The 14,470-nt window shown below is 71.9% G+C and carries 17 protein-coding genes and 1 tRNA gene; 6 read left to right on the forward strand and 12 right to left on the reverse strand.

All coding sequences use genetic code 11. From position 1 onward, the window contains the following. Window positions 1-47: 47 nt before the first annotated feature. The 5 genes from ACOWU6_RS10990 to ACOWU6_RS11010 all read right to left on the reverse strand — a co-directional run bounded on the left by ACOWU6_RS10990 (window position 48) and on the right by ACOWU6_RS11010 (window position 5,685). Window positions 48-1,166 (reverse strand): FecCD family ABC transporter permease, encoded by a 1,119-nt coding sequence (locus ACOWU6_RS10990; RefSeq protein ID WP_421075701.1) that lies wholly within the window; start codon window positions 1,164-1,166, stop codon window positions 48-50. Between the two features lie 70 nt (window positions 1,167-1,236). Next, window positions 1,237-2,145 carry a DUF808 domain-containing protein gene (locus tag ACOWU6_RS10995; protein WP_421075702.1) on the reverse strand — a complete coding sequence of 303 codons (909 nt, stop codon included), beginning with the start codon at window positions 2,143-2,145 and terminating at the stop codon, window positions 1,237-1,239. An 83-nt stretch (window positions 2,146-2,228) separates the two neighbouring features. After that, window positions 2,229-4,478 (reverse strand): heavy metal translocating P-type ATPase, encoded by a 2,250-nt coding sequence (locus ACOWU6_RS11000; protein ID WP_421075703.1) that lies wholly within the window; start codon window positions 4,476-4,478, stop codon window positions 2,229-2,231. Continuing rightward, window positions 4,478-5,476 carry a heavy-metal-associated domain-containing protein gene (locus ACOWU6_RS11005; RefSeq protein ID WP_421075704.1) on the reverse strand — a complete coding sequence of 333 codons (999 nt, stop codon included), beginning with the start codon at window positions 5,474-5,476 and terminating at the stop codon, window positions 4,478-4,480. Before ACOWU6_RS11005 ends, ACOWU6_RS11000 begins: the two co-directional genes overlap by 1 nt. After that, window positions 5,476-5,685 (reverse strand): heavy-metal-associated domain-containing protein, encoded by a 210-nt coding sequence (locus tag ACOWU6_RS11010; RefSeq protein ID WP_271171662.1) that lies wholly within the window; start codon window positions 5,683-5,685, stop codon window positions 5,476-5,478. Before ACOWU6_RS11010 ends, ACOWU6_RS11005 begins: the two co-directional genes overlap by 1 nt. Before the next feature lie 153 nt (window positions 5,686-5,838). Between ACOWU6_RS11010 and ACOWU6_RS11015 the strand changes: the two genes are divergently transcribed. Then, on the forward strand, window positions 5,839-6,030 hold the full coding sequence (locus ACOWU6_RS11015; RefSeq protein ID WP_271171661.1) for a DUF1918 domain-containing protein: 192 nt from the start codon (window positions 5,839-5,841) through the stop codon (window positions 6,028-6,030). Window positions 6,031-6,096: 66 nt separating this feature from the next. After that, window positions 6,097-6,411, forward strand: coding sequence for a hypothetical protein (locus tag ACOWU6_RS11020; protein WP_421075705.1), 315 nt, complete (start codon window positions 6,097-6,099; stop codon window positions 6,409-6,411). Between the two features lie 16 nt (window positions 6,412-6,427). On the opposite strand, the gene ACOWU6_RS11025 is transcribed toward ACOWU6_RS11020, so the two are convergent. Both ACOWU6_RS11025 and ACOWU6_RS11030 read right to left on the reverse strand, forming a co-directional pair. After that, on the reverse strand, window positions 6,428-6,892 hold the full coding sequence (locus tag ACOWU6_RS11025; protein ID WP_421075706.1) for an NUDIX domain-containing protein: 465 nt from the start codon (window positions 6,890-6,892) through the stop codon (window positions 6,428-6,430). A 9-nt stretch (window positions 6,893-6,901) separates the two neighbouring features. Next, window positions 6,902-7,147 carry a hypothetical protein gene (locus tag ACOWU6_RS11030; RefSeq protein WP_421075707.1) on the reverse strand — a complete coding sequence of 82 codons (246 nt, stop codon included), beginning with the start codon at window positions 7,145-7,147 and terminating at the stop codon, window positions 6,902-6,904. A 22-nt stretch (window positions 7,148-7,169) separates the two neighbouring features. On the opposite strand from ACOWU6_RS11030, the gene ACOWU6_RS11035 reads away from it, so the two are divergent. Together ACOWU6_RS11035 and ACOWU6_RS11040 are read left to right on the forward strand one after the other, a co-directional pair. After that, window positions 7,170-7,493 (forward strand): DUF6176 family protein, encoded by a 324-nt coding sequence (locus tag ACOWU6_RS11035; RefSeq protein WP_421075708.1) that lies wholly within the window; start codon window positions 7,170-7,172, stop codon window positions 7,491-7,493. Between the two features lie 81 nt (window positions 7,494-7,574). Beyond that, window positions 7,575-8,333, forward strand: coding sequence for a hypothetical protein (locus ACOWU6_RS11040; RefSeq protein ID WP_421075709.1), 759 nt, complete (start codon window positions 7,575-7,577; stop codon window positions 8,331-8,333). A 96-nt stretch (window positions 8,334-8,429) separates the two neighbouring features. Here the strand turns inward: ACOWU6_RS11040 and ACOWU6_RS11045 are convergent. Then, window positions 8,430-8,501, reverse strand: a tRNA-Gln gene (locus ACOWU6_RS11045). An 89-nt stretch (window positions 8,502-8,590) separates the two neighbouring features. Continuing rightward, window positions 8,591-9,469, reverse strand: coding sequence for a LysR family transcriptional regulator (locus ACOWU6_RS11050; protein WP_421075710.1), 879 nt, complete (start codon window positions 9,467-9,469; stop codon window positions 8,591-8,593). 111 nt (window positions 9,470-9,580) lie between these two features. On the opposite strand from ACOWU6_RS11050, the gene ACOWU6_RS11055 reads away from it, so the two are divergent. Together ACOWU6_RS11055 and ACOWU6_RS11060 are read left to right on the forward strand one after the other, a co-directional pair. Next, window positions 9,581-10,117 (forward strand): quercetin 2,3-dioxygenase, encoded by a 537-nt coding sequence (locus tag ACOWU6_RS11055; protein WP_282977545.1) that lies wholly within the window; start codon window positions 9,581-9,583, stop codon window positions 10,115-10,117. Further along, a complete protein-coding gene (locus tag ACOWU6_RS11060) occupies window positions 10,101-10,883 on the forward strand; it encodes an alpha/beta hydrolase fold domain-containing protein (protein ID WP_421075711.1) in 783 nt (260 codons plus the stop codon). Before ACOWU6_RS11055 ends, ACOWU6_RS11060 begins: the two co-directional genes overlap by 17 nt. 16 nt (window positions 10,884-10,899) lie before the next feature. Here ACOWU6_RS11060 and gltX read toward each other — a convergent pair whose 3' ends face one another. From gltX to ACOWU6_RS11075, 3 genes are read right to left on the reverse strand one after another with little or no spacing between them, the layout of a single operon-like run. Beyond that, the gene (gene gltX, locus ACOWU6_RS11065; protein ID WP_421075712.1) at window positions 10,900-12,408 is read right to left on the reverse strand and encodes a glutamate--tRNA ligase; all 1,509 of its coding nucleotides are present in this window, start codon (window positions 12,406-12,408) and stop codon (window positions 10,900-10,902) included. A gap of 42 nt (window positions 12,409-12,450) precedes the next feature. After that, window positions 12,451-13,704 (reverse strand): MFS transporter, encoded by a 1,254-nt coding sequence (locus ACOWU6_RS11070; RefSeq protein ID WP_421075713.1) that lies wholly within the window; start codon window positions 13,702-13,704, stop codon window positions 12,451-12,453. A gap of 1 nt (window position 13,705) precedes the next feature. After that, window positions 13,706-14,470 carry a fumarylacetoacetate hydrolase family protein gene (locus ACOWU6_RS11075; protein ID WP_271171650.1) on the reverse strand — a complete coding sequence of 255 codons (765 nt, stop codon included), beginning with the start codon at window positions 14,468-14,470 and terminating at the stop codon, window positions 13,706-13,708.

Genomic DNA, 14,470 nt, shown 5'->3' on the forward strand with positions numbered 1-14,470 from the left:
GACCTCCCGTCCACCCAGGGCGACGGTGACACGTTCGAAGACCACTCTCACCGCGCGAAGCCCGCTCGATCGGCGCCACCGCGGCGCATGAGCCAGAGGAAGAAGGGCGCCCCGACGAATGCGGTGAGGATCCCGAGAGGGATCTCGATCGGCGCAGCGACGGTGCGTGCGAGCAGATCGGCGCCCATGAGGAACACGGCGCCCCCGAGGACCGTCACCGGAAGCACCCTGCGGTGATCCGCGCCCACAGCGATCCGCACCAGATGGGGGACGACGAGGCCCACGAACCCGATGCCTCCGGCGACCGACACGACGACGCCCGTCAGCAGAGAGGCGATGAGGAGGAGGAGACCGCGGAGCCGCGCGACGTCCACGCCGAGCGCGGTCGCCGACTCGTCGCCGGTCATGAGCGCGTTGAGCGAGCGAGCGAGGAAGAACGACGCGAACACTGCGACGAGAAGCGCCAGCGCGGGGGCGGTGAGGCTGGACATCGTCGCCGCGGACACACTGCCGAGGAGGAAGAAGAGCACGCTGACGACGTTCTGCGCGTCTGTGGAGATGGTGAGGTAGCTCGTCACCGCGCTGAGCAGGGTGCCGAGCGCCACTCCGGCGAGGATCATGCGGGTGGGCGACAGCATGCCGTCCCTCCGGGCGAGCGCCCACACGCACACGCATGCGTCGAGCGCGCCGACGAAGGCCGCAGCGTTCATGGACACTCCCCCCAGCGCCGCCGAGCCCGTGACGATCACGAGCACCGCGCCCACGCTGGCTCCGGAGGACACGCCGAGGATGTAGGGCTCCGCCAGCGGATTCCGCACGGTCACCTGCATGAGCGCCCCTGCGAGCGCGAGGCCGCCGCCGGCGAGCGCCGAGAGGAGCGCGCGCGGCAGTCGGAACTGCCACACCGCCTGGTCCTGCAACGGGGTGAGCGTGCCATCCGTCATCCACGGCATACCGGGCAGCACGTGACCGAGGACGATCTTCGCGGCTTCTGCGACAGTCACCGGAACGGACCCGACGGAACCGGAGACGATGACCAGGGCGACGGCGGCAGCGCCGAGCGCGAGACAGAGGAGCGTCGTGCGGCGCGCGAGCCGTGCGCGCGCGCCGGCGTCATGCGGCGCGTACGCCGGAGTGCGCCTGCGGTCGGCGCCGAGCGTCATCATGGACGCTAACGTTAGTGATAATCATTCTCAATGCAAAATCGGCCCGAGCGCAGCCCTCGGGCGGCCGCGCTCAGTGCGACGAGGTGGAGTGCGCCTCGTCGAACGTCGGACGGCGGCCGAACAGGCGCGCGATGAGGAGCACGGCCCCCACGATGACGAGCCCCTCGATGAAGCCGAACACCGCGGAGATCGCCGTGTCGACGACCCAGACCACCACGCCGCCGAGCGGCTCGAGCGCGTGCTCGACCGCATGGAGCGCATCCGCGAAGACGTGCAGGCCGACCTCGCCGAGGTTCACGATCACGAGGTGTCCGCCGACCCACAGCATCGCGACGGTGCCGATCACGCTGATGACGCGGAACACGGCGGGCATGGACGTCACGATGCGGGCGCCCGTGAGCCGCACGCTGCCGACCGGGCTCTCGGCCATCCGCATCCCGATGTCGTCGATCTTCACGAGCAGCGCGACCGCCCCGTAGACGAGCAGCGTCATGAGCAGCGCGATCACGGCGAGCACCGCGAGTGTCTGCCAGAACCCCATTCCCGCATCGAGGCTCGCGAGCGAGATGAGCATGATCTCGGTCGAGAGGATGAGGTCGGTGCGGATCGCGCCCCACACGAGGCGCTTCTCGTCGCGTGCGCCCTCCTCCGCATGGCCGTGCCCGAATCCGAACCACTCGAGCACCTTCTCGGCGCCCTCGAAGCAGAGGTACGAACCGCCCAGGATGAGCAGGAACGGGAGCACCCACGGCGCGAAGGTCGTGAGCAGCATCGCCACGGGGATGATGATGAGGAACTTGTTCGCGAGCGAGCCGAGCGCGATGCGGCCCACGACCGGCAGCTCGCGCGCGGGCGTGATGCCCTGCACGTACTGCGGGGTCACGGCGGCATCGTCGATGACCACGCCGGCGGCCTTCGACGAGGCCTTCAGAGCGGCGGTCAGGATGTCGTCCACGACGGCGAGCAGGCCGACAGACATGTGTTCTCCCACGGGTCCGAGCACGAGACGGGCAACGCAACGCTACCCGACGGGGATGGCCCTCCCCGTCGGGCGGCGCCGCGTCACCGCTGCGCGACGCCGCGGAAGCCGCGCAGGCGCAGGCTGTTGCCGACGACGAACACGCTCGAGAAGGCCATCGCGGCGCCCGCGAGCATGGGGTTCAGCATGCCGAGCGCGGCGATCGGGATGGCCGCGACGTTGTACGCGAACGCCCAGAACAGGTTGGACTTGATCGTCGAGAGCGTGCGCCGGGAGAGGCGGATGGCGTCGACGGCGGCTCGCAGGTCGCCCCGGACGAGCGTGATGTCGGACGCCTCGATGGCCACGTCGGTTCCCGTGCCCATCGCGAGCCCGAGATCGGCCTGAGCGAGCGCGGGGGCGTCGTTCACGCCGTCGCCCACCATCGCGACGACGCGGCCCTCGCGCTGCAGTCGCGCGACGACCTCGACCTTGTCCTGCGGCAGGACCTCGGCGTGGACGACCTCGATGCCGACCTCGGCGGCGATCCGCTCGGCCACCGCGCGGTTGTCGCCGGTCAGCAGGACGGGGGTGAGACCCAGCTCCTTCAGCTCGGCGACCGCCTGGGCGCTGGTCGGCTTGACGGTGTCGGCCACGACGAGGAGCCCTCGTGCGCGTCCGTCCCATCCGACCGCGACGACGGTGCGGCCGTCCGCCTCCTCGCGCCGCTGCGCCTCCGCGACGTCGGCGGAGAGGTGCAGAGCCCAGTCGGACAGGAGAGACGCCCGGCCGACGACGACGGCCGCGCCGTCGACGACGCCTTGGACGCCCCTTCCCTCGAGGTTCTGGAACCCCTCCACGACGGGCAGCGCGCCGAGCTCCGCCGTCGCCGCGCGCGCGATCGCCTGGGCGATCGGGTGCTCGGACGCGCTCTCGAGCGCGCCCGCGAGCCGCAGCACATCGGCCCGCTCGACACCCGGCTCGGTCACGACGTCGACGAGCGTCATGCGTCCGCTGGTCACCGTGCCCGTCTTGTCGAGCACGACCGTGTCGACCCGGCGCGTCGACTCGAGCACCTCGGGCCCCTTGATGAGGATGCCCATCTGCGCTCCGCGGCCGGTTCCGACGAGAAGCGCCGTCGGCGTGGCGAGTCCCAGCGCGCACGGGCAGGCGATCACGAGGACCGCCACGGCTGCCGTGAAGGCCGCCGACGCCGGGAAGCCCGCGCCGAGCCACGCGCCGAGCGCGACCACCGCGATCGCGATGACGATCGGCACGAAGACCCCCGAGATGCGGTCCGCGAGCCGCTGCACCTCGGCCTTCCCGCTCTGGGCGTCCTCGACCATCCGCGCCATCTGGGCGAGCTGCGTGTCGGCCCCGACGCGCGTCGCGCGCACGACGAGCCGCCCGCCCTCGTTGACCGTCGCGCCCGTCACCGCGTCGCCCTCGCCGACCTCGACCGGCACGGACTCGCCCGTGAGCATCGAGGCGTCGACCGCCGAGGTGCCGGAGACCACGACGCCGTCGGTCGCGATCTTCTCCCCCGGGCGGACGACGAACTCGTCGCCGACGGCGAGCTGCGACGCGGGGATCCGGGTCTCGACGCCGCCGCGCAGCACCGAGACCTCCTTGGCGCCGAGCTCGAGGAGCGCCCGCAGAGCGGCGCCGGCCTGGCGCTTCGAGCGCTTCTCGAAGTAGCGGCCCGCGAGGATGAACATCGTCACGCCCGCGCCGACCTCGAGGTAGATGTTCGCCGCGCCGTCCGAGGGCGCGATGGAGAGCTCGAAGGCATGCGTCATGCCCGGCTCGCCCGCTGTGCCCAGGAAGAGCGCGTAGAGCGACCACAGGAACGCCGCCGAGGTGCCCATCGAGATGAGCGTGTCCATGGTCGCCGCCCCGTGCCGCAGGTTGAGCCACGCGGCGCGGTGGAACGGCCACGCCGCCCACACGATGACGGGTGCGGCGAGGGCGAGCGACGCCCACTGCCAGTACGGGAACTGCAGCGCGGGGATCATCGACATCGCGATGACGGGGAGCGTGAGCACGACCGACCCGATCAGCCGCTGCCGCAGCGAGCGCAGCTCCGGATCATCCGGCTCGCCGTCATCCGACGGCTCGTCGACGGGCGGCTTCGGAAGGGCGGCCGTGTACCCGGTCTTCTCCACCTCGGCGACGAGCAGCGCCGGGTCGTACCCCTCGGGCACGGTGACGCGGGCCTTCTCGGTCGCGTAGTTCACGGTCGCCGACACGCCCTCGAGCTTGTTGAGCTTCCGCTCGATCCGGTTCGCGCACGACGCGCAGGTCATGCCTCCGATCTCGAGCTCGATGTCGGCTCCCCCGACGGACGTGCTCATCAGTGGCCTCCCGAATGCGCATGCCCGTGCCCGGGTGCGGCCTCGCCGGCGTCGAGCACGAACTCCGCGGTGTGGACCTGCCCGTCGACCTGGAAGTCCAGGTAGAGCAGGTAGCGCCCGGCGGTCGGCGCCTCCGCCGCGAACGCGATCTCCGGGCCGCCGAGGTCGTCCGCGCCGGGCTCCGCCCCCTCGGGATGCACATGGAGATACGCGAGGTCGCCCTGACGCAGCGCGACGAGGTGCCCGAATGCCCCGAGGTACGGCTCGAGCGCGGTGACCGGCTCGCCGTCGCGGGTGATCGAGAGCGTGAGCTCCTGCGCAGCACCGGGAGCGAGGTCGCCCGCGAGCTCGACGGTGTACCCGCCCACCTCGTCCACGCGCGACGGCTCGGCGCTGACGGGGGTGTAGTCGCCCGCGACCTCGACCGAGCGCGCGAGGGTGAGCCCCTGCGCGCCGTCGCCTGCCGGTGTGAAGTCGGCGTACACGCGGTACGTGCCGGCGGCCTCCCACGACCACGGGATGCTCCAGGCTCCGGTGTGCGCGTCGAGCTCGGGATGGACGTGGCGGAAGTGCGCGCCATCGGAGCGCACCACGATGAGGTGCAGCTCCTTCTCGTGCTCGATCGCGTACGACGTGAGCGGCTCACCCGCGCTGTCGAGGATCTGGAAGCTCAGCTCCCCCTGCTCCCCCGCCCCGCTCGGAGCGGCGACCGCGGTGAGCGTGTAGCCGTCGGCGCTGAGCGTGACGCCCTGCGGGGCGTGCGCGCCGTGCGCGCCATCGCCAGGCGCGCCGTGCGCGCTCTCGCTCTGCGCGCCATCCGATGCCGTGCCATCCGTCGGCGCGGTCGTGTGACCGCCTCCGTGACCATCCACCTTGTCCTCCTCGTTCCATGCGGTGACGACCGCGTCGGGGGCGACGGCCGCCGCGACCCCGAAGGCCGCGCCGAACGCCGCCACCAGTCCGGCGCCGTACAGGGCGAGCCGCGCCCCCGCGTTCATCAGACGCGCTCCGCCGAGTAGCCGGCCTCCTCGACGGCCGCGAGGATCTTCGCGTCGTCGATCTCGGCCGTGCCGCTCACGACGAGGCGGCCCGTCTGCGCGCTCACGTCGATGCCCTCGACGCCCGGCACCTCGCCGACCTCCTCGCGCACCGACATCTCGCAGTGCCCGCAGGTCATGCCCGTCACCCGGTATTCGATCTCCGTCATCTTCGGTCCTCTCGTCAGGTTCGGAAGGGTGTCACCTACGCCAACCGTATACCCCCCGGGGGTATTCCCGCAACGTGCCCCCTCTTGCCGCGAACGCCTCGGCGGAGCACGCTGGAAGACACATCGGCTTCGGCGGAACCGGAGGTGAGGACGATGCAGGTGAAGCCCGGCGATCGCCTCGTCGTGGAGGGCCACACAGACAGCGAGCCGCGCCGCGAGGCGGAGGTCCTGGAGGTGCGCGGACCGGACGGCGGCCCGCCGTTCCTCGTGCGCTGGAAGGACGGGCACGAGGGGCTCGTCTTCCCGGGAGCCGACGCGCACATCGTCGCGCGCGACGGCGCCTGACGCACCGTCCCGCGCGACCCGGGTTCAATGCGGGCTGTTGTGCCCGGGCAGCCACAGAATGGAGGCATGAAACCGGAGGGGTGGGCGCTGATCGTCGTCGGCACGCTCGCCGCCGGGCTCATCTCGATCGCGTTCCTCGGCGCGATGGGGCGGCTCGCCCCGGGACAGGCCGGCGCGATGACGCTCAGTCTGCTCGCGCTGGCCCTTTCGGGGTTCATCGCGCTGCTGTTCTCACCCGAGGCCCGCGAACGCCGTGCCCGCAGGCGCGGGGCGCCGGGTGCGTCCGCACGGGTCAGCGCACTGCCCGTCGCGACGGCGGAGATCCTGGCGGAACCGCGCACGGGCCCCGTGCCGCAGCTCGACGACCGGCTCGGCGCCTGACCGGGCGGAGACGGCCTCAGGAGGAAGAGGAGCCGCCGGGCGCGTCCGCGATGACGCGGTCGATCCAGTCGCGACGCGGGAGCGATGGGATCGCGTCCCGCGGGAACCAGCCCAGGTCGAGGAGCTCCTCGAGGTCGGGGGTCGCGTCGGAGAGCAGCTCGCAGTCGAACGCGGTCGTCACATAGCCGACCTGGTCGCCGTTCGGATAGGTGACCATCATGGGCTCGCCGCCGTAGACGCCGACGATGCCGCGGACGCGGACTCGCGCACCGGTCTCCTCGAGGACCTCGCGCAGCAGCGCCGTGGCCGGCTCCTCCCCCGGCTCGACACCGCCTCCGATCAGGCTCCAGAGCCCCGAGTGACGATGCCGTGCCAGCAGGAAGCGGTCATCGTCGCGGATCACCGCCGTGACGCCGGGAAGCAGCAGGAGGTCGGTCCCGATGCGGGAGCGGATGGACGCGACGTAGTCCGACATCGGCATGCACGGAGTCTAGGCACGACCGGCGACGAAGTCCGGGAAGTCGGCGGGTCCGATGCCGTCTTCCGCGAAGAACGCGCGCACGAAGAGGGCGGCCTCCTCCTCGATCCGATCCAGCGGCAATCCGGAGACCGTGAAGCCGTAGGTGCCGTCGGCGGGGCCAGTGAGCCAGGTGAAATCGACGCAGCGCAGTCCGCCCGGCTGCTCTCGCGTGTCGACCCGGAACGTCTCTCCCTCGACCTCGATCACGGTGCTCATCGCTCCACCGTACGATGCACAGATGATCTCCCTCGTGATCCGCCAGATCGAGCCCGGTCAGCGGGAGCGTCTCGCGGACTGGCTCCGAGAGGTCGACGGTCCCCGTCGCGCAGAAGCGCTGGCGACCCTCGCTGCCGAAGGCATCACCCATGAGAAGGCCGTGATACTGGACACCTCAGATGGGCCAATTCTCGTCTTTGCGATGGAAAGCGAGGACGCCGACCGCGCCAAGGCGGTCGCCGAGCGGTCCGAGCACGCCATCGATGCGGAGCATCGCGAGGTCATGCGGTCCGCGGTCGGCGCGAGACCGCCCTTCGAAGTCGTCCTCGACCTGCGTCTGCCGTAGCCCGCCGAACTCCGCGCATGGACACTCGGTTGCGAGACACGTCCGAGCCCGCCGGCTGAGCGCCTCGATATCGTGAAGGGCATGGAGGAGCCGACGGAACCAGACACGCCGGAGACGGAGCCGTGGTCGCCGCGGCGTCGCCGGCTCACGGGAACCCTCCTCGTCCTGATCCTCGTCGGGCTCGTCGCCTTCGCTCCGGGGCCGATTCTGCGGATCATCCACACGAATAATGCCCACCAGCTCGTCGACAGCCTTCCCGCCGAGCGCGACACGCTGCTCGCGAAGCGGGAAGAGTTCCGTGCCCCGCTCGAACAGCTCGGCGCTCCCGTGCGCTCCTGGACCGAGGTGTCCTGCTCGCTCGCACCGCAATACAGCGACGGCGACGGCGAACAGGACATCGTGATGTTCTATTCGCAGCAATGCTCGCTGCGGAGCATCGAGCTCTACCCTGTGCCGGATGAGCTCACAGACGGCGCATCCGTCGCCGCATGGCTCGGAGGCCACACCGCGGGCGACCCGACGTGCAGCGAGCTCATCTTCGACGTCCTCACCCCTGACGCCGGTGCCGTGGGCCCCGACGCGTACACCCCGGACTTGTGGTGGATTGACCCAGACGGCACACCGCCCGAGGATGAGCCGGATCGCTGCATGCTCGCCGCTCCTGGCGGGCCGCGCACGGCGCACACCACCGTCGACGTCGACGAGCCGCTGACCGCAAGCTCCTATCTCGTCTACACGGTCTGGACGCCTGTGACCGCGACCGACGTCGGATGCGACTACGCGATGTCGTCCTGGCTCGGCGGATGCGTGGGAGAGCCGGACGGCTTCCCCGTGGTCTGAGCGGGGCGCGAGGGAGTGAGTTCCTGCGCGGCCTGCGGCTCAGATCGACACCGCCGCGTACGAGAAAACCCCCGCCGGAGCGGGGGTTCTTCAGAGCTGGGGTACCTGGACTCGAACCAAGAACAACTGAACCAGAATCAGCCGTGTTGCCAATTACACCATACCCCAAGAGGTTTCCGGCCTGGGCCGTACCGAGGGTCTACTCTACCCGAACCGGCGAGGGCGTCCAAACCGGGGCGCTCCCCATGGCGTGTCGCTCACGCGACGCGGCGCGCGACCTCGAGGAACGCGTCGACCGAGGCCGAGACGCAGGTGGCCCGCCGGCTCGCGAGGATGGGCACGGGATCGATGTCGACGATCGGCACGCACACGATCCCCGGGCGCCGATAGTGCGTCGCGACGGACGCCGCCGCGATGTTCACGCCGATCCCCGCGGCGCAGAGCTCCAGCAGACCCTCGACGTCGTCGGCGACAGCGGTGACGCGCGGGCGCACGCCGCTCGGCCGCGGGTCGACCAGCCACCACGAGCGCACCGGCCCCTCTGCCGCTCCGACCACGACGAACGGGAGGTCGTCGGTCTCCGCGATGCGCACGCTGTCGCGTGCCGCGAGCGGATGGTCGTCGCGCAGCACGAGCACGCGCGGCTCGGTCGCGATCTGCTCGGACGAGACCCCGTCTTCCCTCGCGCCGGACGGTGGAGCGATCACGACGTCGACGACGCCGTCGCGCAGGGCCTGCGCCCCCGCGAAGAAGCCCAGACGCACGAGCTCGACGTCGAGGTCGGCGTCCGCTGCCACGAGCTCGGCGAGCGCACGGCTCACGATCGGGCCCGCGCCGGCCGCGACGACGCCGACGCGCAGCGTGCCGCCCCCTGCCGACTCCGACGCCCACGCCTCCACCGCCCGATGCGCGCGATCCGCCTCCACCGCGAGCGGGAGGAACGCCCGACCGCGCTCGGTCAGCGCGACGGACCGCGGCGTCCGGTCGAACAGCCGCGCGCCGACCACGGACTCGAGGCGCGCGATCTGCTGACTGAGCGTGGGGCCCGAGATGTGGAGGGCCGCCGCGGCACGGCCGAAGTGCAGGTGCTCGGCGACCGTCACGAAGTAGCGCAGCTGCGTCGCCGACACGTTCATGGGTCGATGTTAGCCCGCGGCTAATGCGCGTGCGCCTCTTCCACGTGGACGCACGCCCGGGCTCCGCGCGAGGCTGAACCCGTTCCTTCCCCCTCGACAAGGAGGTCGTCCGTGTCCGACACCGCCCCCGCCATCCCGAGCGCCCTGCCCGGCGCGCCCGCCCCGTACTTCCTCGACGAGGTGCAGGGCGACAAGCTCGTCATGTTCGACCAGCTCTTCACGCTCCTCACAACGGGAACGCAGAACGAGGGGCAGTTCGACGCGTTCGTGACGGAGGGACGGCCCGGTCGTCCGGTGCCCGCGCACTACCACGCGCTCACGCACGAGACCTTCTTCGTGCTCGAGGGCGCCATCCGCCTCTGGATGGATGACCGCAACGGCTTCCGCGAGACCCGCATCCTCGAGGCGGGCGGCTTCGGGTTCGTTCCGAAGGGCACGGTCCACTCGTATCGCATCGAGCGCACGGGCAGGATCTTCGGCGTCACGAGCGCGCCCTTCACCGACTTCTTCCGCGCGGTCGGCGCCCCCACCGACATCCCCGGGATCCCCGAGCCCGACCGCTTCCACATCCCGCCGTTCGAGCGGATGGCGGCCGCGGGCGCCGAGCACGACGTCAACTTCGTCGAGGGCTATGAGCTCTTCGACTGAGCGGACGCTGCGCGACGTCGTCTACGCGACGCGCCCCGGATTCCGGCCGCTCTCCCTCGACCTGCATCGGCCGGAGGCCGACGGCGCCCCGCTGATCGTGTTCGTGCACGGCGGCGGCTGGCGCGTCGGGAGCCGCCGGGTCATGTGCCCGACGTTGGCCCCCGAGCACGGATTCCCTCGACTCGTCGCCGAGGGGTTCGCCGTCGCCTCGGTCGACTACCGTCTGAGCGGCGAGGCGGTGTTCCCCGCGCCGCTCGACGACGTCGCGGCAGCGCTCGCGTGGCTTCGCGAGCACCAGGGCGCGCTCGCGGTCGACGCGACGCGCATCGTCCTGTGGGGCGAGTCGGCGGGCGCGCACCTCGCGGCGCTCGCGGGGCTCTCGGATGGCGCGGTGCGCGGGGTCGTGGACTGGTACGGCCCGAGCGACCTCTTCTCCTTCCCCGCACCTGCGGCGTCGGATGAGCGCCCCACGCGCGAGGAGGCGCTGCTGGGCGGCGCCGTGGCCGACCTCCCCGAGCGCGCGCGTGCCGCGAGCCCGGCGCGTCAGGTCGCGGCCGGCGCGCCGCCGTTCCACATCGCGCACGGACTCGCCGACACGGCGGTGCCCGCCGCGCAGAGCGAGGCGCTGCACGCCGCGCTCGTGGCCGCGGGCGCCGACGCGACGCTGCAGCTCGTGCCGGGGGCGGGCCACCTGTGGCAGGGGCTCGACGACCCCGACCTCGTCCTGTCCCCCGCGCTCGCCTTCGCGCGCCGCGTCACCGGGTGACGCGGCGCGCGTCCGCTCAGCCGAGCTTCTGGACGAGGGCGCTCAGGCGCCGGATCGACTCGGCCTTGCCGAGCAGCTCCATCGACTCGAACAGCGGCGGCGAGACCCGGCGCCCGGTGATCGCGACGCGCGGCGGGCCGTACGCCACGCGCGGCTTGAGTCCGAGATTCTCGACGAGCGCGCCGCTCAGCGCGTCCTGGATGCCCTGCGCCGTGAACTCCGCCTCCGGCACGACCTCGAGGGCCCCGACGCACGCCGTGAGCACGACGCCCGCGTTCTCGGGAAGCCCCGCGAGCGCATCGTCGTCGTACGCGACCTCGTCCGAGAAGAGGAAGCCGAGGAGGCCGGGGGCGTCGCCCAGAAGCGGAAGGCGCTCCTGGATGAGCGGTGCGGCCTTCGCGAGCAGCGCGCGCTGGTCGTCGGTCGGGGTCGCGTCGACGAGGCCCGCCTGCGCGAGATACGGCACGATCCGCTCGGCGAAGTCGTCGGGCGCGAGCATCCGGATGTGGTCGCCGTTGATCGACTCGGCCTTCTTCTGGTCGAAGCGCGCGGGGTTCGGGTTGACGTCCTCGATGTCGAACGCGGCGACGAACTCCTCGAGCGAGAACACGTCGCGGTCGGGGCCGATGGACCAGCCGAGCAGCGCGAGGTAGTTGAGCAGCCCCTCCGGGATCATGCCCTTCTCGCGCTGCAGGAACAGGTCGGCGCGGGGGTCGCGCTTCGAGAGCTTCTTCGTGCCGTCGCCCAGGACGAGCGGCATGTGCCCGAAGCGCGGGATGAAGGTCGTGACGCCCGCGTCGATGAGCGCGCGGTAGAGCGAGAGCTGACGGGCCGTCGACGGCATGAGGTCCTCGCCGCGCAGCACGTGGGTGATCCCCATCAGCGCGTCGTCGACGGGGTTCACGAACGTGTACAGCGGGACGCCGTTCGGGCGCACGATGACGAAGTCGGGGAACGAGCCGGCCGGGAAGGTCACCTCGCCGCGGATGAGGTCGACGTACGTGAGGTCCTCGTCGGGAACGCGCAGCCGCAGCGCGGGCTGGCGCCCCTCGGCGCGGAAGGCGGCCTTCTGCTCGTCCGTGAGGTCGCGGTCGTGGTTGTCGTAGCCGAGCTGCTTGGCGCGGCCGGCAGCCTCGTTGCGGGCGTCGATCTCCTCGGCGGTCGAGAAGCTCTCGTAGACGAGCCCCGCGGCGATGAGCTTGTCGAGCACCTCGCGGTAGATGTCATGCCGCTGCGACTGCCGGTACGGCGCGTGCGGCCCGCCGGTCTCGACGCCCTCGTCCCAGTCGATGCGCAGCCAGCGCAGCGCGTCGAGGAGCTGCTGGTAGCTCTCCTCGCTGTCGCGGGCCGCGTCGGTGTCCTCGATGCGGAAGACGAGCTTGCCGCCGTGGTGACGGGCGTAGGCCCAGTTGAACAGGGCCGTGCGGACGAGGCCGACGTGAGGGAGGCCGGTGGGCGACGGGCAGAAGCGCACGCGCACGTCGGCGCCGGTGGCGGTCGTGGTGCGGGGATCGGGAGCAGACATCCCGTCCAGTCTAGTTCGCGGCGCCCGGTGGCCCGTCAGCGCTCAGCGCCGCGCGAGGGGCGACAGCACGGTCGTGAGCGCGACGAGCACGAGGGCGACGAGCGCGAGCGCCCCGTAGCCCCACTGCCCGAGGACGACGCCCGCGAGAACGGCGCCGACCGCCGCGGACGAGGTCATCAGCGTGTCGCCGATCCCCTGCCGCCGCGGGCGGAGGTCGACCGGCGTGCTCTCGGTGAGGAGCGCCGCGCCCGCCACCGTGGCCGCGCTCCAGCCGAGCCCGAGCAGGAACAGCGCGACGATCACGATGCCCTGCACGTCGGACCCGAAGGTCGCCAGCAGCAGCGCGCACGCGAGGACCCCCTGCCCCAGCAGGACGACGGCGACGCGGCCCCAGCGGTCGGCCAGCCAGCCGAACACGGGCGACAGCCCGTACATGCCGAGGACGTGGAGCGCGATCGTCGTGCCGACGAGGAGGGTCACGGCCTCGTTCGCGCCCGCGACCCCGCCATGCCCGGCGTGCGCGAGATGCTTGAGGTGCACGGGCGTCATCGCCATGACCGACGCCATGACGACATGCGACGCGGCCACGGCGAACATCGCATAGCGCGCCGCGAGGGGGCGGTCCGCGTCGAACGGCGGCGCCGCGCCTCCCGCGGCGTCGCGCGAGATCCGCTGGGCGAGCAGAAGCGGATCGGGGCGCAGCGCGACGAGGTAGAGGATGAGCGCGGCCGCCTGCGCGACGATGGAGAAGAGGTACGCGCCGGTGAGCGGCGGCATGCCGACGAGCCGGCCGAGCGCCTCTCCCGGCGTCAGCAGCAGCGGCCCGAGCACGCCGCCGACCGTCGTCGCCCAGACGACCGTGCCGAGGTCGCGTCCACGGCGCTCGCCCGCGGCGAGGTCGGTCGCCGCGAACCGCGACTGCAGATTGCCCGCGTTGCCCGCGCCGATGAGCACGACCCCCGCGAGGAGGAGCGGGAAGACGCGCAGGGCCGCCGCCGTCACGACGATCGCGATGCCGACGAGGGCGAAGAGGTTGCCCAGGGTCAGCGCCGTGCGGCGGCCGCGCGCGGCGGCGAGTCGAGCGAGCGGGATGGCGCAGAGCGCGGCCCCGAGGGTGACGGACGCGGTCGCGAACCCCGACAGGGACTCCTGACCGGAGATGTCGGCGGCGAGGAGGGCCCCGAGCGAGACGGTGGCGCCGAAGGCGACGCCGCCGAGGACCTGGCCGAGCGCCAGCACGCGGACGACGCGGCCCTGGATCCGCGCGACCTCCTCGGGAGCCGTGACGGCGGTCATGTCACGCGTCGCGCACGGTGTTGCGCAGCAGCCCGATGCCCGGGATCTCGACCTCGACCGTGTCGCCGGCCTGGAAGGGGCCGACTCCCGCCGGCGTGCCGGTGAGGATGACGTCGCCCGGGAGGAGCGTGAACGCCGCCGACACGTGCGCGATGATCGTCGGCACGTCGAAGATCATGTCCGACAGCGGGGCCTCCTGCACGACCTCGCCGTTGAGGCGGGTCGTGAGGGAGCCCTGCGCGAGGTCGAACTCGGTCTCGATCGCGGGCCCGATCGGGCAGAACGTGTCGAAGCCCTTGGCGCGCGCCCACTGCCCGTCGCTGCGCTGCAGGTCGCGCGCCGTGACGTCGTTCGCGATGGTGTATCCGAACACGACATCGAGGGCGTCCTCCGCTCGCACGTTCTTCGCGATGCGCCCGATCACGATCGCGAGCTCGCCCTCGTACTGCGTGTCGGAGCTCTGCGGCGGCCGGACGATCGCGTCGCCGGGCCCGATCACCGAGGTGTTCGGCTTGAGGAACAGCAGCGGCTCGGCGGGGACGTCGTTGCCGAGCTCCGCGGCGTGATCGCGGTAGTTGCGCCCGACCGCGACGACCTTCGAGCGCGGGATAACCGGCGCGAGCAGCGCGACGTCCGTGACCGGAACGCGCGCTCCCGTGGTCTCGAACCCCGCGAACAGCGGGTCTCCCGCGAGCACGACGAGCTCCGACCCGTCGACGATCCCGTAGGTGATGGCGTCGTTGTGGCTGAACCGCGCGATCTTCAC

The sequence above is a fragment of the Microbacterium sp. SA156 genome, from assembly GCF_049065455.1.
Lineage (GTDB): Bacteria > Actinomycetota > Actinomycetes > Actinomycetales > Microbacteriaceae > Microbacterium > Microbacterium barkeri.